At 47.6% G+C, this 22,315-nt stretch carries 30 protein-coding genes; 4 read left to right on the top strand and 26 right to left on the bottom strand.

What is annotated here, in order from left to right:
* Positions 1–6 precede the first annotated feature (6 nt).
* The 4 genes from C6362_RS07005 (at position 7) to C6362_RS06990 (ending at position 2,962) form a co-directional block, all read left to right on the top strand.
* Entirely contained in the window at positions 7–561 is a 555-nt protein-coding gene (locus C6362_RS07005) for a PH domain-containing protein (RefSeq protein ID WP_014016025.1), read from the top strand.
* A gap of 214 nt (positions 562–775) precedes the next feature.
* A complete protein-coding gene (dinD, locus tag C6362_RS07000) occupies positions 776–1,609 on the top strand; it encodes a DNA damage-inducible protein D (protein WP_014016024.1) in 834 nt (277 codons plus the stop codon).
* A gap of 17 nt (positions 1,610–1,626) precedes the next feature.
* A complete protein-coding gene (locus C6362_RS06995; protein WP_014016023.1) occupies positions 1,627–1,842 on the top strand; it encodes a hypothetical protein in 216 nt (71 codons plus the stop codon).
* Between the two features lie 43 nt (positions 1,843–1,885).
* A complete protein-coding gene (locus C6362_RS06990) occupies positions 1,886–2,962 on the top strand; it encodes a tyrosine-type recombinase/integrase (protein ID WP_014016022.1) in 1,077 nt (358 codons plus the stop codon).
* Between the two features lie 375 nt (positions 2,963–3,337).
* Here the strand turns inward: C6362_RS06990 and C6362_RS06985 are convergent, their stop codons facing one another.
* The 26 genes from C6362_RS06985 to ylxM all read right to left on the bottom strand — a co-directional run bounded on the left by C6362_RS06985 (position 3,338) and on the right by ylxM (position 22,303).
* Entirely contained in the window at positions 3,338–3,745 is a 408-nt protein-coding gene (locus C6362_RS06985) for a biotin/lipoyl-containing protein (RefSeq protein WP_014016021.1), read from the bottom strand.
* A 35-nt stretch (positions 3,746–3,780) separates the two neighbouring features.
* On the bottom strand, positions 3,781–4,266 hold the full coding sequence (locus C6362_RS12165; protein WP_014016020.1) for a hypothetical protein: 486 nt from the start codon (positions 4,264–4,266) through the stop codon (positions 3,781–3,783).
* 12 nt (positions 4,267–4,278) lie between these two features.
* A complete protein-coding gene (gene mmdA / locus C6362_RS06975) occupies positions 4,279–5,808 on the bottom strand; it encodes a methylmalonyl-CoA decarboxylase subunit alpha (protein ID WP_014016019.1) in 1,530 nt (509 codons plus the stop codon).
* Positions 5,809–5,903: 95 nt separating this feature from the next.
* Positions 5,904–6,209 carry a PD-(D/E)XK nuclease domain-containing protein gene (locus C6362_RS11945; protein ID WP_173364614.1) on the bottom strand — a complete coding sequence of 102 codons (306 nt, stop codon included), beginning with the start codon at positions 6,207–6,209 and terminating at the stop codon, positions 5,904–5,906.
* Positions 6,127–7,407 carry an AAA family ATPase gene (locus C6362_RS06970; RefSeq protein WP_014016017.1) on the bottom strand — a complete coding sequence of 427 codons (1,281 nt, stop codon included), beginning with the start codon at positions 7,405–7,407 and terminating at the stop codon, positions 6,127–6,129. Before C6362_RS06970 ends, C6362_RS11945 begins: the two co-directional genes overlap by 83 nt.
* A gap of 102 nt (positions 7,408–7,509) precedes the next feature.
* Positions 7,510–8,469: a helix-turn-helix transcriptional regulator gene (locus tag C6362_RS06965; protein WP_014016016.1), complete on the bottom strand. Its 960-nt coding sequence runs from the start codon at positions 8,467–8,469 to the stop codon at positions 7,510–7,512.
* 76 nt (positions 8,470–8,545) lie between these two features.
* Positions 8,546–8,875 (bottom strand): hypothetical protein, encoded by a 330-nt coding sequence (locus tag C6362_RS06960; RefSeq protein WP_157868798.1) that lies wholly within the window; start codon positions 8,873–8,875, stop codon positions 8,546–8,548.
* A gap of 55 nt (positions 8,876–8,930) precedes the next feature.
* Positions 8,931–9,137, bottom strand: a complete 207-nt coding sequence (locus tag C6362_RS06955; RefSeq protein WP_014016014.1) for a hypothetical protein — start codon at positions 9,135–9,137, stop codon at positions 8,931–8,933.
* 14 nt (positions 9,138–9,151) lie between these two features.
* Complete coding sequence (locus C6362_RS06950) at positions 9,152–9,817, bottom strand: EcsC family protein (protein WP_218925672.1); 666 nt, start codon at positions 9,815–9,817, stop codon at positions 9,152–9,154.
* 268 nt (positions 9,818–10,085) lie between these two features.
* Positions 10,086–10,394 carry a phosphopantetheine-binding protein gene (locus C6362_RS12305; protein WP_014016012.1) on the bottom strand — a complete coding sequence of 103 codons (309 nt, stop codon included), beginning with the start codon at positions 10,392–10,394 and terminating at the stop codon, positions 10,086–10,088.
* A 389-nt stretch (positions 10,395–10,783) separates the two neighbouring features.
* Entirely contained in the window at positions 10,784–12,094 is a 1,311-nt protein-coding gene (locus C6362_RS06940) for a radical SAM/SPASM domain-containing protein (RefSeq protein ID WP_014016010.1), read from the bottom strand.
* 38 nt (positions 12,095–12,132) lie between these two features.
* Positions 12,133–12,411: a hypothetical protein gene (locus C6362_RS06935; protein WP_014016009.1), complete on the bottom strand. Its 279-nt coding sequence runs from the start codon at positions 12,409–12,411 to the stop codon at positions 12,133–12,135.
* A gap of 152 nt (positions 12,412–12,563) precedes the next feature.
* Positions 12,564–14,183, bottom strand: a complete 1,620-nt coding sequence (locus C6362_RS06930) for a GTPase (protein WP_014016008.1) — start codon at positions 14,181–14,183, stop codon at positions 12,564–12,566.
* Positions 14,184–14,359: 176 nt separating this feature from the next.
* Positions 14,360–14,851: a tetratricopeptide repeat protein gene (locus C6362_RS06925; protein WP_014016007.1), complete on the bottom strand. Its 492-nt coding sequence runs from the start codon at positions 14,849–14,851 to the stop codon at positions 14,360–14,362.
* A gap of 474 nt (positions 14,852–15,325) precedes the next feature.
* Entirely contained in the window at positions 15,326–15,886 is a 561-nt protein-coding gene (locus C6362_RS06920; RefSeq protein WP_014016006.1) for a hemerythrin domain-containing protein, read from the bottom strand.
* A gap of 22 nt (positions 15,887–15,908) precedes the next feature.
* A complete protein-coding gene (locus C6362_RS06915; RefSeq protein ID WP_014016005.1) occupies positions 15,909–16,502 on the bottom strand; it encodes a hypothetical protein in 594 nt (197 codons plus the stop codon).
* A gap of 25 nt (positions 16,503–16,527) precedes the next feature.
* Entirely contained in the window at positions 16,528–16,770 is a 243-nt protein-coding gene (locus tag C6362_RS06910) for a DUF1858 domain-containing protein (RefSeq protein ID WP_014016004.1), read from the bottom strand.
* A gap of 292 nt (positions 16,771–17,062) precedes the next feature.
* Complete coding sequence (locus C6362_RS06905) at positions 17,063–17,797, bottom strand: YebC/PmpR family DNA-binding transcriptional regulator (RefSeq protein ID WP_014016003.1); 735 nt, start codon at positions 17,795–17,797, stop codon at positions 17,063–17,065.
* A 14-nt stretch (positions 17,798–17,811) separates the two neighbouring features.
* Entirely contained in the window at positions 17,812–18,384 is a 573-nt protein-coding gene (locus C6362_RS06900) for an RNA methyltransferase (protein WP_014016002.1), read from the bottom strand.
* Positions 18,381–19,118 carry a tRNA (guanosine(37)-N1)-methyltransferase TrmD gene (trmD, locus tag C6362_RS06895; protein WP_014016001.1) on the bottom strand — a complete coding sequence of 246 codons (738 nt, stop codon included), beginning with the start codon at positions 19,116–19,118 and terminating at the stop codon, positions 18,381–18,383. Before trmD ends, C6362_RS06900 begins: the two co-directional genes overlap by 4 nt.
* Positions 19,115–19,618 (bottom strand): ribosome maturation factor RimM, encoded by a 504-nt coding sequence (gene rimM, locus C6362_RS06890; protein ID WP_014016000.1) that lies wholly within the window; start codon positions 19,616–19,618, stop codon positions 19,115–19,117. The genes trmD and rimM overlap by 4 nt, the downstream gene beginning before the upstream one ends.
* A 6-nt stretch (positions 19,619–19,624) precedes the next feature.
* Positions 19,625–20,032, bottom strand: a complete 408-nt coding sequence (locus tag C6362_RS06885) for a YlqD family protein (protein WP_014015999.1) — start codon at positions 20,030–20,032, stop codon at positions 19,625–19,627.
* Between the two features lie 8 nt (positions 20,033–20,040).
* Positions 20,041–20,268 carry a KH domain-containing protein gene (locus tag C6362_RS06880; protein WP_014015998.1) on the bottom strand — a complete coding sequence of 76 codons (228 nt, stop codon included), beginning with the start codon at positions 20,266–20,268 and terminating at the stop codon, positions 20,041–20,043.
* 15 nt (positions 20,269–20,283) lie between these two features.
* Positions 20,284–20,553 (bottom strand): 30S ribosomal protein S16, encoded by a 270-nt coding sequence (gene rpsP / locus C6362_RS06875; RefSeq protein ID WP_014015997.1) that lies wholly within the window; start codon positions 20,551–20,553, stop codon positions 20,284–20,286.
* Between the two features lie 54 nt (positions 20,554–20,607).
* Positions 20,608–21,960: a signal recognition particle protein gene (gene ffh / locus C6362_RS06870; RefSeq protein ID WP_014015996.1), complete on the bottom strand. Its 1,353-nt coding sequence runs from the start codon at positions 21,958–21,960 to the stop codon at positions 20,608–20,610.
* A gap of 13 nt (positions 21,961–21,973) precedes the next feature.
* Entirely contained in the window at positions 21,974–22,303 is a 330-nt protein-coding gene (ylxM, locus tag C6362_RS06865; protein ID WP_014015995.1) for a YlxM family DNA-binding protein, read from the bottom strand.
* Between the last annotated feature and the right edge of the window lie 12 nt (positions 22,304–22,315).

Below are 22,315 nucleotides of genomic sequence, written 5' to 3'. Positions count from 1 at the left end.
TGTAATATGTATTCCTATGAAGAATTAAAAGAAATCATCAATGACGTCAGTACTGATAGTCAGGCGGCTAAGCGAAAAGAAGTAAAAGAATTACCCCATATTTTGCGCGAAAATGAACAAATAAAAAATGCGGCTACCGGAATGCTCGAATCCAGTTATTGTTTATTGGTTGTTACTGATCAGCGAGTCATATTAGTTGATAAGGGGCTAATTTATGGCCTAAAGGTGCATGAAATCGGTTATGATAAGCTAAGTTCCATTGAGTATGAAACTGGATTAGTATTTGGTGAATTACTCTTTACGACATCCGGATCTGCAATGGTGGTCAAAAAGATGGTCAAGCAATATATCACGCCCCTCTATGAAAGCATCCATTCCGCCTGGGACGCCTTTAAACAAAAACAATCCATGTCAACGTCCCCGACTTCAGCCCCTGCATCAAGTCCAGCTTTAGATTCAGAAGATTTAATCTCTCAGCTGGAAAGATTGGCTAATTTGAAGAAAGCCAATATGCTTACAGACGAAGAGTTCCAGGCAGCCAAAGCTAAATTGCTTAAATAAAGGACAATCAATATTCACAAGATATCGACGAAAATGATTTATCTTGCGAAATCCATGGCGTTTTTAACAGATATGCAAAAGATATTCGGAATTTTAAAAATTTATTTTTTTCATGGAGGACATTTATGAACGAACTCAAACTATTTTAATTTCAGTATAAATCATTGGCACGGAGATGAAGATAAGGCGGAAGTTTTAGAAAGGAGTCTTTTCGATGAATAGTCTAGAAAATATTAATGAATCTCTTTTTGAAAATATTAAACATATCAATGAATACGGTCAGGAATACTGGATTGCTAGAGAGCTTATTCAAGTGTTAGGTTATAATGAATATCGCTTTTTTAAAAAAGTAATTTTAAAAGCAATAGACGCTTGCAAAGCTAGTAATAATGAGGTTTCTGACCATTTCGTGCAGGTGCACGGAATGGTTAATATCGGCAGCGGGGCGCAACGTGCTTTGGAGGATTATCATTTATCCCGATACGCATGTTATTTAATCGCAATGAATGGAGATTCACGAAAAAAAGCCATTGCGTTAGCTCAGACTTATTTTGCTGTGAAGACTCGCCAGCAGGAAATCATGGACGACTTTGACAATATGACGGAAGATCAAAAAAGGCTGACTATCCGCGGTGATCTGATTGAACATAATAAATCATTGGTTGAAGCCGCTCAGCAGTCAGGTGTAGAAACACCGCGCGATTTTGCTATTTTCCAAAATAAAGGTTACCAAGGCCTCTATGGTGGATTAGGTCAAAAAGAAATCCATGCCCGTAAAGGACTAAAAAAGTCACAAAAAATCCTGGATCATATGGGTAGTACAGAGTTAGCTGCCAATTTATTTCGCGCTACTCAAACAGATGAAAAGCTTCGCCGTGATAAAATCCATGGAAAGGAAAAGGCGAATAAAACACATTATATGGTTGGGAAAGCCGTTAGGAATACAATCAAAGAATTAGGCGGAACCATGCCAGAAGATCTCCCTACTCCTGATAAAAGCATCAAGCAGATTGAACACGAAAGAAAAAATCAGCTGAAGAAAAAATAAAAGAAAGGATGAATCCTATGATTAAGAAACTTCCCCTGGTCCTGGCTATGATCTGCGTATTGTCCTCAGTCGGTACAGCCTTTGCCGCCGACTACCTGGGCAATCCCCGTTCCATGAAATTCCACTATACCGACTGCCGTACCATCAAGCATCCTGAAAATTTTGTCCCCATCGACTCCCGTGATGAAGCTCTTGCCGAAGGATATGTACCTTGCGGCGTATGTAAGCCGTGAAAAGCCTTTGAATTATCTTCTGTACTTGAAAGGATTAATCCACATGAAAAAAAGACCTGATGGCCGCTACAAAGTCTCTCTGACCATCGACGGCAAGCGTCATTATTTTTACGGCCGAACCATCAAGGAAGCGGAACAGCGTCGCGACCAATTCAAAAATGCACTCCACGCCGCTCCCAACGTCGATTATAATATCACCTTAGGTCAATGGCTATCTATCTGGCTACGAGGCGCCAGGTCGACGCTGGCAGAGGATACATTTGATTCTTACGTCTTTCAGCTGCGCCGCTACGTACTGCCGATGCTGGCTAAGGTAAAATTGATTGAGCTACAGCCGTACATGTTCCGCGACCTGATTGCCTCCCTGCTCTCCCAGGGATACAGTAATCGCACGGTACAATATGCGATAGCCGTGGTCCGAATCGGACTGCGCCAGGCCGTCAATGACGGCATCATCCCGACGTATCCGCTCCGCGGCGTCAAGCTTCCGGCTGTAACCCATGACAAAGTGCTGGCATTGACCAAGGACGAAGCGGCCCGCTTTTTGGCGTCCGTCCCGAATCCAAAGCACCACAACCTGTACTGGGTCGCCCTCTATACAGGCCTGCGCCGGTCCGAACTGCTGGGCCTCCGCATCAGCGACATTGACGTAAAAAATAAGACGCTCACGGTCAATCAAACGGTCCTTAATGTCGGTGGAAGCGTCGTAATCAGCCAGACGACGAAAAATAAATCATCTCATCGGACGATCTCCATTGATGATCAGACGCTGGCCGTCATCCGGAAGCAGGAAAAAATAATCTTCAAAGAGCGCCTGGCGGCCCTAAACTACGAAAACAATAACTTGCTCTTTGCCCGGCCCGATGGGCGGCCGTATGATCCGAAATACATTTCCCGCCGCACGAAAGCTTACGGCCGCAAGGCAGGGATGCCGGAAGCTTTCTCTTTCCATACCCTCCGTCATACCCATGCGACGCTCCTGGTCAAAGCCGGCGTCCACTTCAAAGTCATCCAATACCGCCTGGGACATGCCACCTTTGCCCAGACTATGGACACATACAGCCACATCACGCCGGCTATGGAAAGCAGCGTCGTCGACAAACTCCGTGACCTCATCTGACCCCCGTCTTGACCCCGCGCCTACAGTTTTACTCCGTTTTACTGCGCTCTACCGCGTCTTTCTGTCTATGCCCCACGGTCGAAAATGGCGTAAATAAGCCATTCTTGCCAATCAAAATTGAAGACTCTTAATCAGGGTGTCCAGGGTTCGATCCCCTGATGGTCCACCATAGCAAAAAAGGGCTTGTCGCACGACGACAAGCCCTTTTGAGTTTTAAGTTTGCAGTTTGTAGTTTTTAGTGGTAGAGGACGTCCTGATAAGGCGTCCCGCTGCGAGATTCAGGTATAACCTGTTCAGAAAAAGCCCGGTAACTTATGCGTAACGTACAGCATAAGTTACCGGGCTTTTCTATCCACTATCGTTTAAAATATAATCTTATTTCACGATGACGGCCAGTACGTCGCCGGTCTTTACGTTATCGCCGGGATTGACGCGGATTTCGTGGAGCGTGCCGTCAGCAGTGGCTGTGATGTCGTTCTGCATCTTCATGGCTTCCAAGACGAGGATGATGTCGCCTCGTTTGACGGCTTTGCCAGCTTCGGCTTTAAGAGCCGAAATCTTGCCCGGCATGGGGGCTTTGACCGTAATGGCGCCATCAGGAATCGGGCCGCCTACAGCGGGAGCCGGTGTAGATGCCGGTGCAGCCGGAGCTGGTGCGGGAGCTGCCGGAGCGGGTGCCGGTGCAGCCGGAGCCGGTGCGGGAGCTGCCACCGGAGTGCCGCCCATTTCTTCGACTTCTACTTCATACGCTTTGCCATTGACAGTAATCTTGAATTTTTTCATATATCTTGTCCTCCTGGATCTAAATACGTTTTCAGTTAACGACTCATGCCACCCAGGCGGGCTGCCATAGCCCAATTTTCCCGATGGCGTTTATAACCGCGCTTCTGCGGACGGATAGAGCGGATAGCTGCCGGTGAATAGCCATAGGCGGCAACAGCAGCCATGATGACGGCGACGACTTCATCCGAAAGCTCCCCTTCCGGAACGGCCTGGTTCCCGTCTGATACGACGGTCATCGGCCGGGCCGCTACGACAGCCGGCTGACGCTGGCCGACAGGGACGACGGGGTGGGTCAGTTCCTGTTTTTCCGGTTGTGTCGGTTGCGGCTGGACCGTCTTTTCAGATTTTACAGCTTCCTTCAAGTCCTGGACGGCTTCTGCCAGGTCTTTGACGCTCTGCTGAAAATCGGCGACGTCCTTCATCTTGTCTTCCAAGGCACGAAAGCGGGTATTATAGTACCGGCTCAAAATCAAGGTCATAGCAATCAGCAGGACGATGACGGCAAATTGAATTTCTATCATACGGCAGCCTCCTTATAACGGCATGTTGCCGTGTTTCTTCGACGGCCGTTCTTCCCGTTTGCTGTAAAGCATAGCCAGGGCGCTGATGATGCGCGGACGCGTTTCCTTCGGTTCGATGACGCAATCGATCTGGCCGTGTTCGGCTGCTTTATAGGGCGTCGAAAATTCATTGATATATTCCTGTTTCTTCTTTTCCTTTTCCGGATCGTGTTTGAAGATGATATTGGCTGCGCCATCGGGACCCATGACGGCGATTTCTGCCGACGGCCAGGCCATGACCATGTCAGCACCGAGCTGACGGCAGCACATGGCGATATAGGCTCCGCCGTATGCTTTGCGGGTGACGACAGTAATCTTGGGAACGGTCGCTTCACAATAGGCATAGAGCATCTTGGCGCCGTGGCGGATGATACCACCGTATTCCTGGGTCGTCCCAGGCAGGAAGCCCGGTACATCGACGAAGGTGACGACAGGGATATTAAAGCTGTCGCAGAAGCGGATGAAACGGGCTGCTTTGTCGGACGCATTGATATCCAGGCAGCCGGCGAGGAACTTCGGTTGGTTGGCGATGATGCCGACAGTCTGGCCGTCAAAGCGGGCAAAGCAGGTGATGATGTTCAGGGCATAGTTTTCCAATACCTGGAATACGTTGCCGTCGTCGACGCAGGATTTGATGACGTCGAGCATATCGTAAGGCATGCTGCTGTTATCGGGAATGACCGAATTGAGGCTTTCATCTTCACGGTTCGGATCATCATCGGAATCGATGACCGGCGCTTCTTCCATGTTGTTGCTGGGCAGGAAATCGAGGAGGGCCTTGATTTTTTCGATGCAGTCATCTTCATTTTCACAGGCAAAGTGAGCGACGCCGGAAATGGAGCTGTGCGTCATGGCACCGCCCAGTTCTTCGGCCGTTACTTCTTCGGCCGTGACCGACTTGATGACGGCCGGGCCCGTAAGGAACATGTCCGATGTATTCTTGACCATGAAGACGAAATCCATCAGAGCCGGGCTGTATACAGCACCGCCGGCACAAGGCCCCATGATGACGGCGATCTGCGGGATGACGCCGGATGCAGCCGTATTATTCATGAAGATGCGGCCAAACCCGGACAGGGCATCGACGCCTTCCTGGATGCGGGCACCGCCGGAATCATTGATGCCGATGACGGGAGCCCCCATCTTCAGGGCCATTTCCTGCATCTGGGCAATTTTGTGGGCATGCATTTCGCCAAGAGAACCGCCTTCGACGGTAAAATCTTCGGCGTAGGCGAAGACCAGACGGCCGCGGACCGTACCGTAGCCGGTAACGACGCCATCGCCGGGGATTTCCTTTTCCTGCATGTTGAAATTCATGCAGCGATGATGAATGAACTGCCCCATTTCCGTAAAGCTGCCTTCATCAAATAATTTAGCCAGCCGTTCGCGGGCTGTCATCTTACCTTTTTTATGTTGCGAATCAATTCGCTTCTGACCGCCGCCCATCTCGATTTTCGCGAGCTTTTCATGGAGCTGGTCAATCTTTTCCTGAACTGTAGCCATTCATATACCTCCAGTATCAAAGTATTTCATCAGGTCACATAACAATTAATTATATCATAGAATATTCAAATTTTATAGTCTTGCGCCTATACCGTTCAGTACTGGCCGCGGACGACTTCCACCTTCTTCCCACAAAAGGCGATTCCGTATTTCCATACCGTCTGGATTCCCCGCCGGCGAAATTCCGTCACGTATTCCCGCTCTTCAATCTGCTGCAACGCCTCCTTGGCCTTATCGGCCATGTCCGCTTCACTGGCAGCTACCTTGAATTCCATGATGACGCCGGCCTTCTCTACATCCTTGGGAATAATGGCCAGGTCAAAGCGGCCGTACCCGCTTTCCCGGTTCGGTTTCCAGTCGGGACACAGAATAACGGCCTCGCATCTTATCCAAGATTTCAAAGCGGTAAATATCCTGAACTTCCCGATTGGGAATCACTAATTCACAGCGTATGCCGCCAATGCCTCGTCTGCGGCTGACAGCCGTCAAATAGCCTGTCGTCAGCAGCATCGTATACAACGCATCCGTATCGCGGCCAATGTCTTCATAAATGACGCCTTCCCGAATCAGGGCTGTCACCTGACGGCCCTGCAACAACGCCAGCAAATCGCCTTCTGTATCAGCGGTCACGTGGCGCAGCATTTCCCGGATGATACCATTGCCCGACGTATTGACCCAATAGTCACCAACCTCACCGTGACGGAAAAAATTGATAATCGACCAGGGATTATAAATCTCTGCCCCACCAAAGAGATAGCCGTCATACCATTTCTTCAAGTCGGGCAATGCCTCCGCCATGGTCAGGTCTTCCGCCATCTGTGCCACTTCCTGCGGCGTAAAGCCAAGGACCTCCCGATAGGCAGCATCCATGACGGAACAGACATCGAGATTATTCAGATCACTGAAAATACTTTCTTTGGCGACCCGCAGGACCCCTGTCAGTACGGCAAAATCTAAGTCGCGATTGCCCTTCAGGACGCTGCCCAAAAACTGTTTCATAAAAGCAATGCACTCTGTATAAAAGCCGTGTTCCCAAGCCTGCTGAATGGGCGCATCGTATTCATCAATCAATAAAATGACCGGCCTGCCAAAATGCTGATGCATCATCTTGACCAACAGTGCCAGGGCCAGCTGCATTTCATTCTGCCCAGAAGCCTGCTGTTTCAGTGCCAGAAAGCGCCTGCGCAAGTCCGGATTGACAGACGGACTATCAGCTAAATAATCATGGTCAATGAACCAGTAGCTGATCCAGGAACTCAGGGATTGCAACATCTGCGGCCACGTGAGGTCCTTCAAATCCTTCAAGGACAAGAACAATACCGGATACTGTCCGCGATGGGCCATGTAATCCGCCCCGGCCCGGTCAATAGCCAGGCCGTCGAAGAGATGGCGGCTCTGTGCCTCTTTTTCAATAGAAAAGAAATACTCCAGCATACTCAGCGTCAAGGTCTTGCCGAACCGCCGGGGCCGCGTAATCAGCGTCACCGCACTGTGCCCGTCGATGAGCTGGCGGATGAAATCCGTCTTATCGACGAAATAATAATGCTTGCTCCGTATATCAAAAAAATTATCGACACCGATCGGCATCTGCCACTTCATAGCCTCACCTGCTTTCTTTTATTTCATTATAACAAGAATCACGGGAAACAAAAAGAGGAGCCATCCCATGAGGGTTTCTGCCCCATGCATGACTCCTTGAGCTCATAACTCCACAATCTTAATGTCTTTGACGTATTTCCCCTGGCTTCGCAGCCACATTTCAATGCCCTTCCCGTAGACTTCTGCTTCCAGCTGGTACGTCCCGTTATCTTCACTCAGTATCTTCGCCGTCGGCAGGCGGTCCAGGATAGCGTCGATGTCGTAGCCCGTATAGGTGAACGTGATACGCTGCAGCCGACCGCCATACATGAACTGGACGCGCTTGCGGAACTCGCCTTCCTGGAAACGCCGGTTATAAGGGATATGGAACGTCTCCTGTTCCACTTCCAAGGTCTTGATGCGGTCCAAGCGGTAAATGGTCGGCGTAATATCCCGGGCGCTTTCATAGATTTTTTCGATATCCTTGTCGTCGATGAAGGCGATGAGATAAAAATAGTATTCCGAAAAGAGCAGGGCCAAGGGCTTCAGCCGCCGCTTAACGATTTTCCGGTCCTTCAGCCGACCATAAGCCACATCGACATAACGGTGCTGCTGAATGGCCTCACCGAGGTGCCACATAGTATCGAGGAAACTCGTCCGGTGCCGCGGTTCCACATAATGGAACGCCTCATTGTTGACCAGTTGAGTCACCATGGCCTGATTCGACGCCGGTACACAGCAGGCAATCACCTTGTGCAACATCGCTTCCATCCCGGTCTTGACAAAAGCCCGGCTGTCGAGCAAAATCTTGCACAACGCCAAGATTTCACTATTGGACAACTTCTGCGCCTGGCCGCCTTCCATGCGGTAGCCCTTATCGACATAATCATAGACAATATCACAAGGCGTTCCATCGCCAAGGGCCATGCCATTGCGGCAGAAAGCCCGGATATCCTCAATATCCCGCTGAATACTGCGCTCATTCACACCATACTGCTGGGCTGCCGCCGCCTTCTGAATCGTCCGCCCGCCCAAAAGCTGCGAATACAGCGCCAGTACCCGCGAAACCTTATCTTCCTTCAAATAAACACATCCTTTCAAGAAGGCTCCCATCATAGGGGAGCTGGCCGCCAACGGCGGTCTGAGAGGTTACCCCGCTTTAAATCGTAATCGTCATCGTAATTGGCTGGGCTAATCCATACCACCGGGCGATAATATAAAGGACCAGTACGTATAACAGCACATTGACCATCACACATCGGACACGATGCCGATTTTCCTGGGACCCCTTCTTGGGGACAAAAATACCGACGAGCAGCCCAAAAAAGCTAAGGGTAATAAAAATCAGCAGGCCTCTCGTAAGCCAATCGCCGCTGTTCCACCCCGTCTCATAGACAGCCAAAAAATTGACGCCAAGGCCATAAATAAACGGCCATAAAGCCTGCCCCAAAAGATAGAATAAAGGTCGTAGAATAACTTCTTTAATCAACGACGCAACACCATGAGCGGTAGCCGTCCCCATCGTTTAACTCATCACGCCTTCCTCAAATCTTACAGACAAACTGATTACACGACTGCACACCCCGGGTCTTCATGTTCCGCACCATGCACTGATTCTCAGCCAGCGGATCATACTCCCAAAAACCGACAATCGGCGCCTTCGGCCGGATGGCCTGGTTCATCGGGTCATACCAGTGTTTACAAAAAGCACACTTATGTGAAGCGGGATGATTCAAATTCATGAGTTCCATCGTACCTGACCTCCTTAATCCGCATCATCATGTGATACATCGATAACTTCGACAGCCACTTCCCCATTTTCCATATGCCGGGCTTCCAGAATGAACATCTCTTTGGCCTTATCGCCGATGATCTGCGTCGAATATGCATCGAAGCCGCCGCCAATCAGACCGCCAACGAGGGGAATGGCCTTCCCTAAATTAATGGCGCTCTTCGTCCCGAAACGCGACAACAAACGCATCGTAACCGTCCGATTAATGCGGTTGAAGAGTACTGCCGACAACCGTTGAATCGCCTTAGCCGTCAACGTCGTCCCCACCTTGATGCCAGCCTGTTTCAAGACTTCCTTGAGCTGGTTGCCGCAAAGACAGGCGATGACCAGCGTCCGCACGCGGTCGCTCTGCAAATCATAGCCGCCCATATGAGCAATGGCCGCAATCATCTGAAGCTGCATATACAGCACACTGAGGACATTGGCCGGCAAAGCCACGGGCAGCGTAATAGCGCCGCCTAAACTCGTCAAAAAGCCAGATGCACCGCACTTGATGACCTGATTGCGGATCAACATATCCACCTGTTTCTCCAAATCATCGCCAGTCGCCATATATTCCGCCGCCAACGCCTCGGCGCCCTTCATACCGGCAATGCCGCTGAGGGCCTTATCATAAGACATTGACAAAGCTTTTCCCATAGCCGTTACATCCATAATATCACCTTACCCTAACATCTAAATTCTTCCTTTACCTATATCATAGCAGATGATGACGACAAATTCTGTCATTCACAATAATTATTGTGAATCTCATGCAAAGCATCTTCGAAAACCTAAATCATAAATATAAAGGCCCGCTATTAAATTCGAATATCACAAATAGGTATTGGATAATATTTTTCAATATTATCCAATACCTTCACCATGCCATCTATTTATATTATATCATTTTTTTCATCAGCCCTAATTATTTTTCTTCTTTTTCAAGCCTTTCCCTTTCTTCTATTTTATACATAATAAGACCTAAAAAACTCTGTATTTCTATATCTGAACCCATGTAATCTTTATATACAAGTGATCGAACTTCTTCATCTGAAATGAAAATATCAAAAGTTTCCATAAATGCTCCCGTAAGTTCTACTATATCTAATGAATCGGCGCCTAAATCACCCACCAAACATGTATCTAACCGAATATTGTCTATTTCATCGGCACTTGGGGCCAATTGTTCGATAATAAGGTCTATTACTTGCTCAGTAACAATATACGGATCCATATTATTCTCCCTTCTCTTTTTCAAAAATATATGATAAAAAACCATGAGCTTATAACAAAAAATCGTAAGCTCATGGTCATTATTTCTATGATTAGTACATATATCAGTTGGTATTAGCGTGACTACAATGTGTCATATAATGAGCACACCGTGCTCCAACAACAATATCATATTTTTGCGCTGCAGAAGCTTTGGGTAAACAAAATTGTTTCTTCTGTTCCATAATAATCTCTCCTTACATCAATTAACATACAGATTATACGTACAATTGCTGAAATTATGAGCACAAGGTCTGCTTTGTGCAGTACGATATTTAGTTTTACTCATAATCTTAGGATTTACAAATTTCTTTTTATCTTTCATTGACGCTCCCTCCTTTCGATTATTCTTTAATGATTAAGAATTGTCTTTTGAAGAGCTGCAAGTTTGCAAGCCTCATCATAAGCCTTATGCCAATTCCCACCATTTTCTAAGTAAGCTTGTGAAGGACAGAAATTACAATATTGCAATAAATCGCAAGTAGAACATTTCTCTATATCCTTAAATCTATATTGTCTCCATTTTTTTAATATCGGAGAATGATGCCATATATTTTCTAACTTTTCTGTTCTCAAATCGCCGAGGCTTTTCCCAAAAGAAATACATAAAAAAACTTCTCCGTAAGGGTTAATCGTCAAGGAATTAAAACCTGCATTGCAAATCGTCTGAGGTTTCAAATTAATAGAAACATTTTTATCTTCAGGATGCTTAATTTCTTCTTGTTGCATAACATATTTAATATCTTCTAAATCAGCCCTAAGAAAAGTTGGCCTTTTATCACCTATCATAGTTGGCCTGATACTGGTCGATACCTGTGTCGTGATTCCCAAGGCTTGAGCCATGTTCATAATATTATCATATTCTTGAATATTGTCTTTTATTAAAACAACTTTCATATTGACAGGAGTGCCTAATGCTTTAAAATTTTTTAAGGAATGCATTGTCTTTTGAAATGATCCATGTACGCCTGTAATACCGTCATGAGTTTCAGCGTTACTTCCATATATACTAAAGTGGACGCATTTTAATCCCATTTTCGACATACGTTCTATCATATCATCTGTCAACGCTATGCCATTAGTAAATACTGTTACCATTAAATTACTATCAACAGCATACTGAAGGATATCCAAGGTATCAGGACGAGTAAAAACATCACCACCACTAAAAGCCACATCAGCTACATTCATTTCATTGAGTTGATCAATAATATTAAAAATTTCTGATGTAGTAAGTTTTTGTTTTTTATCAAAAGTTTCTACATAGCAGTGTTTACACCGTTCATTACAATCATAAGTCAGTTCAATCATGACCTGATATAGAAGATGATTTTCTGCCGTTAAACGAACAATTTCGTTACTCAAATCTCCGGGAGACCCCTGCCTGATATTGTCTTCCTTTATTGTAACAATATTCATGCGTTCTAATTCATATAAAAAATCAAGTATACATTGAATGTCTTCAGTTGTTAAATCATAAATCGAAGCTAATTTATCAATTAATTCATCGTCTTGCATATAAGATTTAGTCAAATTAGAAATAATGTCAAACGCCATTTCATTGACTGTTTGAACGCTTTGATTATAAGTTGACCAAACATAATAACTGTTATCATATTTACGATAAAAAATATCTTGGTTCAACCTTATGCTAATTCCCATCAAACTTCCTCCATGTAAACATTTAACAACTTGGTAGATTAGCTTTTTTGTGGATTAGCCTTATCAATTTTATCACGCAAATTTTTACTCAATCGTAGGACTATCTGTTTACTAGAATTTTCCGGTTTTATACGATGAGAAAATCCAGTAGACTGTGTAATTTCTCTAATATCATTAACTGTAAATTCAACATGATATTTATCAGTCATACGTCTCGCAACTTCTTCTTGTGTATTGCTGTGATCATCACTACAATACCAATGCATGACTTCTTCAACAAATTTTTCCGCAAATTCAGCATTACTATAAAATGGCATTTAGATTACCTTCTTCCACGTTTTCTATTTGCACCAATTATAGCATAAAAATCCCCCCCACAAGACATTTTATCTTCCAGGGAGGGAGAATACTATAAGACAAAAAACATATTCATTTACTTTTCTCGTATTCTAAAGGATGACATAATAATTTAGCAAATCTGCTTATTATCTGTTATTTGACAACGTAATTCTTCACAACCATTTAATAAGTGGTGCATTTGATCAATATCTGTCATTAGAGATTTTGTATCTGATTTTAATTGCTGAATCTCTGTTACAACTGGTTCTCTCAAAATTTTCATACGTAATTCAATATTAGAAAATACAGCTGCTAATAATTTATTTCTCATGTCATCCGCATAATATTGAAAATTTTGCTGTAACTGTTCTCTGGCTTGTTGTTTGGCTACTGCGATTTGTCGCATTCTTTCATTTTGCATTTCAGCTTCTTGCTGCTTTCGTTTAGCTTCGCCATGATCACCAAATAAGAGTTGAGCAATACCTACAATAGTCATGATAACCTCAGCCGGCGGAAACCAAGGAAGAATCAATTTCCCTAACGTTGATTTACCCAAAATAGATCCCAGCTGCGTACCTAACAAAGCTTTTCCTACACTATTACCGATTTCGCCCAATGCCTTCCCTTTAGCAACTGCCTTTAGTACATCTTCTCCAATGTTGGTATCTACTTCAGAGGAATCAAAATTCCCGGCAGTAATGGCATTTTCAGCATTGCAAATTTCCTGTACTTTATTTAATACTTCCTGCAAAGAAGATTCTTGCACGCCTCCCTTTTCTACTTCTACACAATGCAAATTTTGTGAATCCTTCAAAACATTAGCTTCTAATTGTTCTTGTAATAAGTCAGACACATCGTGGCATATATTTTCAAATTGAAAAGATAGCTCTTTGTCTATCTTTTCAATGAGCTGCGATTCATGTTTTTTAATTAATTGATTTACAACGTCCTCTTCGACATTCTTTTCTCCTTGCTGACTTTCATTCCAAATCAATTGCGGTAAGGTAGTCCCTAAATGCTGAGTGCCAAGAGTGATTGTTCGGTTCAAGTTTTCTTTCATTTGTTTCCCTTTTTCTTGAAGATTGACCAGAACCTCATGAAGTACTTCTATCTGTTTATCTCCTTCTACTTTACTCAGCATGCCAATGGCTTGTTCCATATAATGTTCCACATCCCGAATAGCTCTTTGTAGAACTTCAAAGCCACCCGCCCGTTTTAATTCTGTAAGCATTACCTGCTCTAACTCTTCCATGTGGGACTTTTGCCACAAGCGAATTTTATCCTCAATTCTTCCCTTATGAGCTCTGCGAGCATTGACAACAACAAAATGATAGTTAGCGTTAGCTTGCCCTATCCCGACTTGTTCCATGTGTTCGATAACTTTCATCTTAATCAGTTGAATCGCATTGTCATTAGTTTCTAAATCACTATTTTTATCATTTAAAACAATAATTAGTTTTTTACCAGCATCTACAATATCTTTCATTCGCTCATAATTTTGTTTTAATTCATTAGCTCCAGTCGTACTCATCACAAAAAGCACGATATCAGCTCGCTTTAAATGTGCCTGAGTTACTTCTTCATGTTTCATCGGAGCACCAACTCCCGGTGTGTCATCAATGGTGTATCCATTCCATTCATAAGAATCCACGCTATCAGTCGTCGGTATATCCTGTACTTTCGCTTTATCTTCACGAATAAGTTCATTGATGATACTGCTTTTACCTGCATTGTAAATACCATATATCATGATACGAGGGGCCGCCCAAATATCCTAACACGTCAAGTACAGAACGGTTACCTGGACGAATGGCAACGACGGGCGGCCCGCTACGCACTGAGGGTTTCCCGAAGCGCCGTTGTCAGTTTGAGTTTGTTGCGGCAAAGCCGCATCTGATTCCGAGGCGACCGGCGACCTGCGCTCACTTATTTTCCACGGGGTGCATAACCGTTTATGGCGGCCAGGTATATCAGTTTTTCGCCTTTTTCGCTGTCTTTCGGAACACCGATGCCTTCTTTATACATCTGGCCCAGCCAGTATTGGGCCACAGCGGCTTCGACATTTACTTCGTTGTCTTGTAAGGCTTGTTCAAAGTATTGGCGTGCTTTGATATAGTCCCGTGTTACGCCACGGCCGAGGAGATACAACATCCCCAGCATAGCCAGGGCTTCCGGCAGGCCTTGTTCGGCGGCTTTGGTGTACCAAAAGGCGGCTTTTTCATCTTTTTTGTAACTGTAAAAATAGGCATCGCCTAAATAGTTCTGAGCGTCTCGGTCGCCCTGGGTGGCTGCATTTTCTATCAGCATCCAGCCCACTTTATCGGCATCTCGGACGTGGCCGCCGTCAGAGAGGAGTTCTAAGCCCCACGTATACAAATTGATGGCCTGATTTTTCTTGGTCTGTTCGCTTCTGTCCATGACTATCCCTCCTGTGAAATACAAGTTCTATCTTCACTATAGCATCTGAGGAGGACAGGTTTTGTCATGGTGAGGCAAAAAGGGCTTGTCGCACGACGACAAGCCCTTTTAAGTTGTTAGTTGGCTAGCGGATGGTTTTAAATTTAAAAGCAACCTCTCAGTCAGCTTCGCTGACAGCTCTCCTATAAGGAGAGCCGGGCCGCCCTTCGGGACGGCCCCTACGATGCGGTCCCATGGACCGCGGCGACCTGCCGCCTGCGGACTGCGCCGGCATTCATTTTCATCGCCTGTATGCGATTTCGTAGGGGACGTCCTGTTAAGGCGTCCCGCTGTGAATCCTGGATACAGCCGAAATTTATGACCAGTGGTACACGATCGTAATACAATCATGAGTCTGTCGCGGCGAAGCCGCCTCTGCGTCCGAAGCGGCCGGCGACCTGCAAACTGCGACCGGCGGGCGCCCCACAGGACGCCCTACGCGATTTTGTATTTCTTTTCCAGGCGGTCCAGGAGGTCCATGTAGCCTTTGGCGAAGTCCGGTCCTTCTTCCGCTTCCATGTCTTTGACGGTCTGGTCGATCTTGGCTTTAATGTCGCCCGAGAGGCCGCGGTCGGCTAAGGGGTAGACGACGTTATTTTCTTTTTCTACGTGCTGCTGCAGGCGGTTGGCATAGGCCATGGCTTCCGTCAGGATTTGGAGTTTATATTCGGTCTTCGGTTCCTGGGCGTAGAGTTTCAATGCTTCGTCGAGGGCCCGGACGTGGGCACGGATGAGGTCGTGTTCGACGAGCATGCCGTGCTTGATGATGATCGATGCGACTTCTTCCAGGTGGTCAACCATTTCCGGGAAGAGAACGAGTTCTTCCCGGCGATGATGATGGCCATCGGCATAACGACGGATGAAATCGAGGATTTCCGCGAATTCTTTCTGATCGATTTCAGCTCCTTCGAGGATGCCGCAGCAAATTTCTTTGATGACTTTCAGCATGCGGGAAATATTGGCATGCTGTTTGACCATAACTTCTGTACAGTACATGATGTTCTCTCCCCTTTCGTATTTACGCAGCTTTTTTGACGATTTCGTACTGGCCGTCAGCCGGGCTGACCATAGTGTAGTCCGTGCCGGCGAGAATGCCTTCGACTAAGGACTGGCGCAGGGCATAGTAGAGGTCGCCGCGGCCCTGCCAGAATTCGCTGTGCAGGTCCATGGTGCGGTCCCAGGCGATACGGTTGTCATCGCTTTCGCGGACGCGGTTGACCTGGTCACAGGGCATGCCGTCCAGGAGCAGGTCGTCCAGGCGGTGGAAGGCTTCCGGTGCCGTAGCGGCGCTCAGGTGCTGGCTGGCACCGAAGTCGTAAGCGGCTTTTTTCAGTGCTTCCAGGCGGGCATCATCATTGCCGGCAACGGCGAGGACGAAAGCGGCATAGCGGCCTTCGGCGTCGTGGATGCGCGACTGGAGCCAGCCGTGGATGTTCGCTTCGTCGATGACTTCATCGAGTTTGCGGCGGTCTTTGCTGCAGTATTTATCAGCCAGGTCTTCATCGGACCAGCCCTGCGCTGTAGCAACGCGGACGAGTTCGTCGATCAAGCTTTCCTGGAACTGGATTTTATTGTATAACCAAAAATGGATAGGTCCTAAAAATGCGCTCATTGTCGTTTCCTCCTCTTATCGTCTCTTACTGTTTGTTTGCTTCAATGGCAACGTTGACGGCTTTGGTAACAATTTCCGGGTCGAGGCCATGTACGAAGCAGGCGTTTGCCAGGCTTTCCTGCTGGGAAGACGGGCAGCCCAGGCAGTGCATGCCCTGACCGATGAGGGTATCGACGACTTCTGGATGCATACGCAGGATATCGCCCATGATCATGTCAGACGTAACTTTTTCATTAGCAGCAAATTTATTCAGAACGGATTTCAACATAGTAACTACCTCCTAAAGTATGTGGACAACTTTTATCTTATCTCTGAGTGAGCTTTCTCTCAACTTCTGAACGTAGTATACCATGGATAGTGGAGGGAATCTGTTGTTATTACAACGGTTTGGGAATTAGTGGCTCGTGGTTCGTGGCTAGGAGCTAGGGGCTAGTAAAAAAGAGGCTGTCGCATTAAGACAGCCTCTTTTTGAGTATTAAGTTTGCAGTTTGTAGTTTTTAGTGAAGGTTTTTAAATTTAAAGCCATCGACTAACCACTAACAACTAGCCACTAACCACTCTTATTCTTCCTCTTCCGGAAGTTCTGCGTTGTGGTATACGTCCTGGACGTCGTCGAGTTCGTCGAGAGCGTCTACGAAGCGTTCCATTTTTTCAGCGTCTTCACCGGTGAGTTTAATCGTGTTTTCCGGAACCATGGTGATCGATGCGTGTTCCGTTTCGATGTTGTTGTCAGCCAAAGCTTTTTCGACAGCATCGAAAGCTTCCGGCGTCGTGATGATTTCGTAGTCTTCATCGGAGACTTTTACGTCATCGGCACCGGCGTCGAGAGCGACTTCCATGATTTGGTCTTCATCAGCCTGGTCGCGGTTGACGACGAAGATGCCCGTGTTGTGGAACATCCAGCTGACACAGCCCGTAGCACCGAGGTTGCCGCCGGATTTGGAAAATTCGTGACGGACAGCAGCGGCTGCGCGGTTGCGGTTATCCGTGAGGACGTTGACCGTAACGGCAACGCCTGCCGGGCCATAGCCTTCGTATACGATTTCTTCATAGTTCTGTCCTTCCGTAGCGCCAGCACCTTTCTGGATAGCCCGTTTGATGTTATCTTTCGGGATATTGTTTTCCTTAGCTTTCTGAAGGGCCAGTTTCAGACGCATGTTGCCGACCGGGTCCGGGCCGCCCATGCGGACAGCAATCGTGATTTCACGGCCGATCTTGGTCGTGATTTTGCCGCGGATTGCGTCGTTTTTCCCTTTTTTACGTTTAATATTCGCCCATTTAGAATGTCCAGACATTCAAATGCCTCCCTTTATTTCCACCAATCTTCGCCGGCCAGGCGATCTAAGATGATAGCTGCTGCCGAACGGACAGATAAGTGATTATATTCCCCGGCGCCGTAAATCGGTTCCAGGATGAAATCAAATTTTTCCATCGTTTCTTTGGTCATGCCATAGCCCGTGCCAAAGAGCAGGAGGATCGGCGTATCGTCTTCTTCCCGCTTGTGCCGCAAATCCTTGTAGGAAATGGTATTGGCATAGGTCCGCGCATCCGTCGTGACGACGTAAGGTTTCTTCCCTTCTGCGGTGGTAACTGCTTCGACAGCCGCTTCGATGGACGGGCGGATGTCTACGATATCGAAAGCCTGTGTGCGGTAGCCGTTATAATTACGACCAACCGGGCTTTCCCAAAAATCCATGATTTTATGCACCATATCGAGCTGCCCCGGAATATGGTGGATGATGAAATATTTCTTGACGCCATACGTCTTGGCTGACCGCGAAATGTCGTGCAAATCGTAGTTCGTAATAGCCGTGGCAATGACGTTAAAGTTCTTATCATATATGGGATAATGAACCAATCCTACATACAAAGGGGAAGTCATCCTTTTTTCGCCCCTTTCAGTTTTGCCAGTATCTTTTGGTCAGCTGGCGATAAATCGCAGTGCTGCAAAAGATCTGGCCGTAATTCCAAGGTCCGCGCTAGCGACGCCTCCCGGCGCCAGGCATCGATTTTGGCGTGATCGCCGTTTCGCAGGACTTCCGGTACGGCCATGCCGCGAAAGACGGCAGGCTTAGTGTACTGCGGATATTCCAGGAGCGACGAATAGAAAGAATCGTCAGCGGCCCCGGCAGCTGCGCCGAGGACTCCGGGAATCATGCGGGCCACGGCATCGGTAACGGTCATAGCCGGCAGTTCACCGCCAGTAAGGACGTAATCGCCGACGGAAATGGTTTCGTCGGCCAGATCCTGTTCGACGCGGTAATCGACGCCTTCATAATGGCCGCATAATAAAATAAGCTGGTCGTATGTCGCCAGCTCGCGTGCTTTGGCCTGGTCAAAGGTCTGCCCTGCGGGCCCCATGAAGATGATGCGCCGCCGCGGCACCTGGCGCCGCACAGCTTCGACAGCGGCATAGAGGGGCGCTGTTTTCATGAGCATCCCACAGCCGCCGCCATAGATGGTATCATCGACCATGTGATGGCGGTCATACGTGAAATTACGTGGATTGGTCACATCCAGATCCAACAGACCGGCTGCCCGGGCCCGCCCGATGATGCTGTGCTGAAAAAAAGCTTCGATGAACTCCGGAAAGAGTGAGATAATGTCGATTCTCATTCGTCCACCCACTCCGGCGGATCGACGACGATTTTCTTTTCGCCTTCATCAATGGACTTGATGACATCGGGAATGGCGGCCAGGAGTGTTTCCTTGCCGTCATCGGCAGTGACGACGTAGACGTCGTTGCTGCCCGTGCGCAGTACGTCTGTAAGTTTTCCCAGTTCATGGCCCTGAAGGTCATATACGGCCGAGCCGAGGATGTCGTAAATATAGTGCTGGCCTTTTTTCAGGGGTACTAAATCTTCGCGCGGGACCTGCAGGTCTTTCTTGACCAAGAGTTCCGCTGCGTTGCGATCATCGACGCCGACAAATTTCATGAGGACGACCCGCTTATGAAGACGTGCAGATTCTACTTCATATTTTTTGCCGTTGATGTAGCCGTATTTCATTTTCAGGAATCGTTTCGGAAAATCCGTATCGGGATAAATACGAACATCACCCCGCACGCCGTGCGGGGCAACGATTTGACCGATTGTGAAAAGATCTAATTCAGCCATCGTATTCTATTGGCGGATAGAAACAATCTTGCCGTCTTCAAGCAAGATTTCTGTTCCCATCAATTTTTCTAAATCATCGCCGACCTTGACAACGACAGTCTGTTCGAGCGTGCCTTGTCTGATTTCGGAACCGATTGTCAACTGTTCAGCTTCTTCTCTGTCGTGCTGTGCCTTTGCTTTTGCTGCAGCGAGACGCTGTTTCTGTTCTTCTACTTTAGCACGCAAGGAAATCAACCCCTGGGCATCGATTTTAGCCTGTTCGGTCATCATGCGTTTAGCCTGGAATTCCAGGTTCTGCATTTCCCGATCGATGTCACTCAGGGCCTGGTCAGCACCTTTGAGGATACGATCCTTGAGGGCCTGCGTCACCTTTGCTTTGACAGCGACAGGAACGCGCAATGTAATCTGATCCATGGTTCCTCCTATACGATATCCACTGATACTTTCTTGTTAGCCTTCACTGCCGCAGCCTTGACAACAAGGCGCAATGCTTTCGCAATTTTACCCTGTTTGCCAATGACTTTACCCATATCTTCGGGTGCGACATGAAGCTGATAGACTTCGAGGCCTTTTTTTTGAATCTTGGTAACTGTAACCGCATCCGGGTTCTTGACGAGGGACCGGGCGATACATGCAATCAATTCTTCCATAGTATCCAGCCTCACTTACTTTTTGGATGCTTCAAACTGAGCCATGATGCCAGCTTTTTTGAAGATAGAACGGATCGTATCTGTAGGCTGTGCGCCTTTGCCGAGCCATGCTACAGCTGCTTCAGCATCGACAGTCAGACGAGAGTCCATGTCTTTGGACGGATCGTACATGCCCAACGTAGCGACCGGACGACCGTTGTTACGAGCATCGCGGGAATCAGCGACGACGACACGGTAGATCGGTTTCTTTTTAGCACCTAAACGAGCCAAACGAATTTTAATCATTGAAAATCACCTCCTTGATATAGTATCTTATTTCCACAAAAAAGGGAAATCCATTTAAAAAGGCAGACGCGGCATGAAACCCCGTCGTTTATTCTTCTGTGCTTTCTTGGCCTGCTTCATCATCTTCTGCATTTCTGCGAACTGCTTGATGAGGCGGTTGACATCCTGTACGCGGGTGCCGCTGCCTTTGGCGATGCGGCGCTTGCGGCTGTCCTTGATGAGCATCTTCGGATTGGCACTCGACCGTTCCTGGGCCGTCATGGATGTGATGATGGCTTCGATCCGTTTAAATTCTTTGCCGTCCATGTCGACTTTGTCGAGTTCTTTCTTGTATTTCCCAATGCCCGGAATGAGGCTCAGGAGACTGCCCATATTGCCCATCTTCTTGATCATATGGAGCTGGGACAGGAAGTCATCGAAGGTGAAGGTACCACTTTTCATGGTCTTCTTCATGTTTTCCATCGACTCTTCATCGAAGGCTGCCTGGGCCTTTTCGATGATTGTTTCGACGTCGCCTAAATCGAGGATACGCGACGCGTAGCGGTTCGGATGAAATTCTTCCAGACCGTCGAGCTTTTCGCTGACGCCGATGAACTTGATCGGTTTGCCCGTAACGGCCTTGATGGACAAGGCAGCACCGCCGCGGGCATCGCCATCGAGCTTGGTCATGATGATACCGTCGATGCCGAGAGCTTTATCGAAGGCCGATGCAGCCGTAACGGCATCCTGACCGGTCATGGCGTCGACGACGAGCAGGATTTCATGGGGATGGACTTCATTCTTGATATTGATGAGTTCATCCATGAGTGTTTCATTGATATGTAAACGGCCGGCCGTATCGATGATGACGACATCGCGTAAATGGCTGGTCGCATAGGGTATCGCATGTTGGGCGATGGCTACAGGGTCCTTGCTGCCCTCTTCAGTGTAGACGGGCATGTCCAGTTCCTGGCCGAGGACCTGCAGCTGCGTGATAGCGGCCGGACGGTAGACGTCGGCTGCAACCATGAGCGGGCTCTTTCCCTGGGATTTCAGCTTCTTAGCCAGTTTGGCAGCTGTCGTCGTCTTGCCGGCGCCCTGGAGGCCGACGAGCATGATGATGGTCGGTGGCTTGGGGGCGATGGTGATCCGGCTCTGTGTCCCGCCGAGGAGTTCCGTCAGTTCATCGCGGACAATCTTGATGACCGTCTGCGACGCGTTGAGGCTGCCGAAGACTTCTTCGCCGACGGCCTTTTCTTTTACTTTCTTGATGAAATCTTTGGTGACGGCAAAGTTGACGTCCGCTTCCAGAAGGGCGCGGCGCATCTCTTTCAGCGCTTCGCTGACATCCTCTTCAGAAAGCTTCCCTTTGCCGCGGAGTTTTTTAAATGCCGCCTGGAATCGTTCGGACAGACTTTCAAATGGCATAAGGGGCCTCCTTCTATAACTCTATTTCATGCAAAAGCTGTTTCGCTCTTTCAAGGGTCTGCGGTTCTTCCCGGTCGAGAAGCCGCTCTACTTCATCGATTTTATCCCGGACCGCATCGTAGCGGGCCAGCAGATGAAGGCGCTGTTCGTAATTTTCCAGCGAGTGGGACGCACGCTTGAGCATGTCATAGGCACCTTGACGGGAAATGTGCAGTTCTTCACCGATTTCGCTAAGGGACAAGTCCATATCGAAATACATTTCCATGCAGCGCCGTTGTTTTTCCGTAAGCAAAGGCCCGTACAAATCGAGGAGCCGTCCCTTGCGGACTACATCTTCAAGCATGGCTTCACCGCC

This window comes from Megasphaera elsdenii DSM 20460, assembly GCF_003010495.1.
GTDB classification, from domain to species: Bacteria; Bacillota; Negativicutes; order Veillonellales; family Megasphaeraceae; genus Megasphaera; species Megasphaera elsdenii.
The sequence above is the reverse complement of the archived record's forward strand: the minus strand, read 5'-3'. Positions and strand labels throughout refer to the sequence as shown.

What these genes read in the sequence shown, in the direction of transcription:
- ffh (WP_014015996.1), bottom strand. Translation starts at nt 21,960, where the DNA reads ATGCCATTTGAAAGTCTGTCCGAACGATTCCAGGCGGCATTTAAAAAA.
- C6362_RS06990 (WP_014016022.1), top strand. Translation starts at nt 1,886, where the DNA reads ATGAAAAAAAGACCTGATGGCCGCTACAAAGTCTCTCTGACCATCGAC.
- ylxM (WP_014015995.1), bottom strand. Translation starts at nt 22,303, where the DNA reads ATGCTTGAAGATGTAGTCCGCAAGGGACGGCTCCTCGATTTGTACGGG.
- rpsP (WP_014015997.1), bottom strand. Translation starts at nt 20,553, where the DNA reads ATGATTAAAATTCGTTTGGCTCGTTTAGGTGCTAAAAAGAAACCGATC.
- C6362_RS07005 (WP_014016025.1), top strand. Translation starts at nt 7, where the DNA reads ATGTATTCCTATGAAGAATTAAAAGAAATCATCAATGACGTCAGTACT.
- C6362_RS06970 (WP_014016017.1), bottom strand. Translation starts at nt 7,407, where the DNA reads ATGAAGTGGCAGATGCCGATCGGTGTCGATAATTTTTTTGATATACGG.
- C6362_RS06935 (WP_014016009.1), bottom strand. Translation starts at nt 12,411, where the DNA reads ATGCCATTTTATAGTAATGCTGAATTTGCGGAAAAATTTGTTGAAGAA.
- C6362_RS06900 (WP_014016002.1), bottom strand. Translation starts at nt 18,384, where the DNA reads ATGACTTCCCCTTTGTATGTAGGATTGGTTCATTATCCCATATATGAT.
- C6362_RS06880 (WP_014015998.1), bottom strand. Translation starts at nt 20,268, where the DNA reads ATGGAAGAATTGATTGCATGTATCGCCCGGTCCCTCGTCAAGAACCCG.
- C6362_RS06950 (WP_218925672.1), bottom strand. Translation starts at nt 9,817, where the DNA reads ATGGGAAAAGCTTTGTCAATGTCTTATGATAAGGCCCTCAGCGGCATT.
- rimM (WP_014016000.1), bottom strand. Translation starts at nt 19,618, where the DNA reads ATGGCTGAATTAGATCTTTTCACAATCGGTCAAATCGTTGCCCCGCAC.
- C6362_RS06910 (WP_014016004.1), bottom strand. Translation starts at nt 16,770, where the DNA reads ATGTTGAAATCCGTTCTGAATAAATTTGCTGCTAATGAAAAAGTTACG.
- C6362_RS06925 (WP_014016007.1), bottom strand. Translation starts at nt 14,851, where the DNA reads ATGGACAGAAGCGAACAGACCAAGAAAAATCAGGCCATCAATTTGTAT.
- dinD (WP_014016024.1), top strand. Translation starts at nt 776, where the DNA reads ATGAATAGTCTAGAAAATATTAATGAATCTCTTTTTGAAAATATTAAA.
- C6362_RS06920 (WP_014016006.1), bottom strand. Translation starts at nt 15,886, where the DNA reads ATGTACTGTACAGAAGTTATGGTCAAACAGCATGCCAATATTTCCCGC.
- C6362_RS12165 (WP_014016020.1), bottom strand. Translation starts at nt 4,266, where the DNA reads ATGATAGAAATTCAATTTGCCGTCATCGTCCTGCTGATTGCTATGACC.
- mmdA (WP_014016019.1), bottom strand. Translation starts at nt 5,808, where the DNA reads ATGGCTACAGTTCAGGAAAAGATTGACCAGCTCCATGAAAAGCTCGCG.
- C6362_RS06940 (WP_014016010.1), bottom strand. Translation starts at nt 12,094, where the DNA reads ATGGGAATTAGCATAAGGTTGAACCAAGATATTTTTTATCGTAAATAT.
- C6362_RS06955 (WP_014016014.1), bottom strand. Translation starts at nt 9,137, where the DNA reads ATGGAACTCATGAATTTGAATCATCCCGCTTCACATAAGTGTGCTTTT.
- C6362_RS12305 (WP_014016012.1), bottom strand. Translation starts at nt 10,394, where the DNA reads ATGGATCCGTATATTGTTACTGAGCAAGTAATAGACCTTATTATCGAA.
- trmD (WP_014016001.1), bottom strand. Translation starts at nt 19,118, where the DNA reads ATGAGAATCGACATTATCTCACTCTTTCCGGAGTTCATCGAAGCTTTT.
- C6362_RS06915 (WP_014016005.1), bottom strand. Translation starts at nt 16,502, where the DNA reads ATGAGCGCATTTTTAGGACCTATCCATTTTTGGTTATACAATAAAATC.
- C6362_RS06885 (WP_014015999.1), bottom strand. Translation starts at nt 20,032, where the DNA reads ATGGATCAGATTACATTGCGCGTTCCTGTCGCTGTCAAAGCAAAGGTG.
- C6362_RS06985 (WP_014016021.1), bottom strand. Translation starts at nt 3,745, where the DNA reads ATGAAAAAATTCAAGATTACTGTCAATGGCAAAGCGTATGAAGTAGAA.
- C6362_RS06930 (WP_014016008.1), bottom strand. Translation starts at nt 14,183, where the DNA reads ATGATATATGGTATTTACAATGCAGGTAAAAGCAGTATCATCAATGAA.
- C6362_RS06905 (WP_014016003.1), bottom strand. Translation starts at nt 17,797, where the DNA reads ATGTCTGGACATTCTAAATGGGCGAATATTAAACGTAAAAAAGGGAAA.
- C6362_RS06995 (WP_014016023.1), top strand. Translation starts at nt 1,627, where the DNA reads ATGATTAAGAAACTTCCCCTGGTCCTGGCTATGATCTGCGTATTGTCC.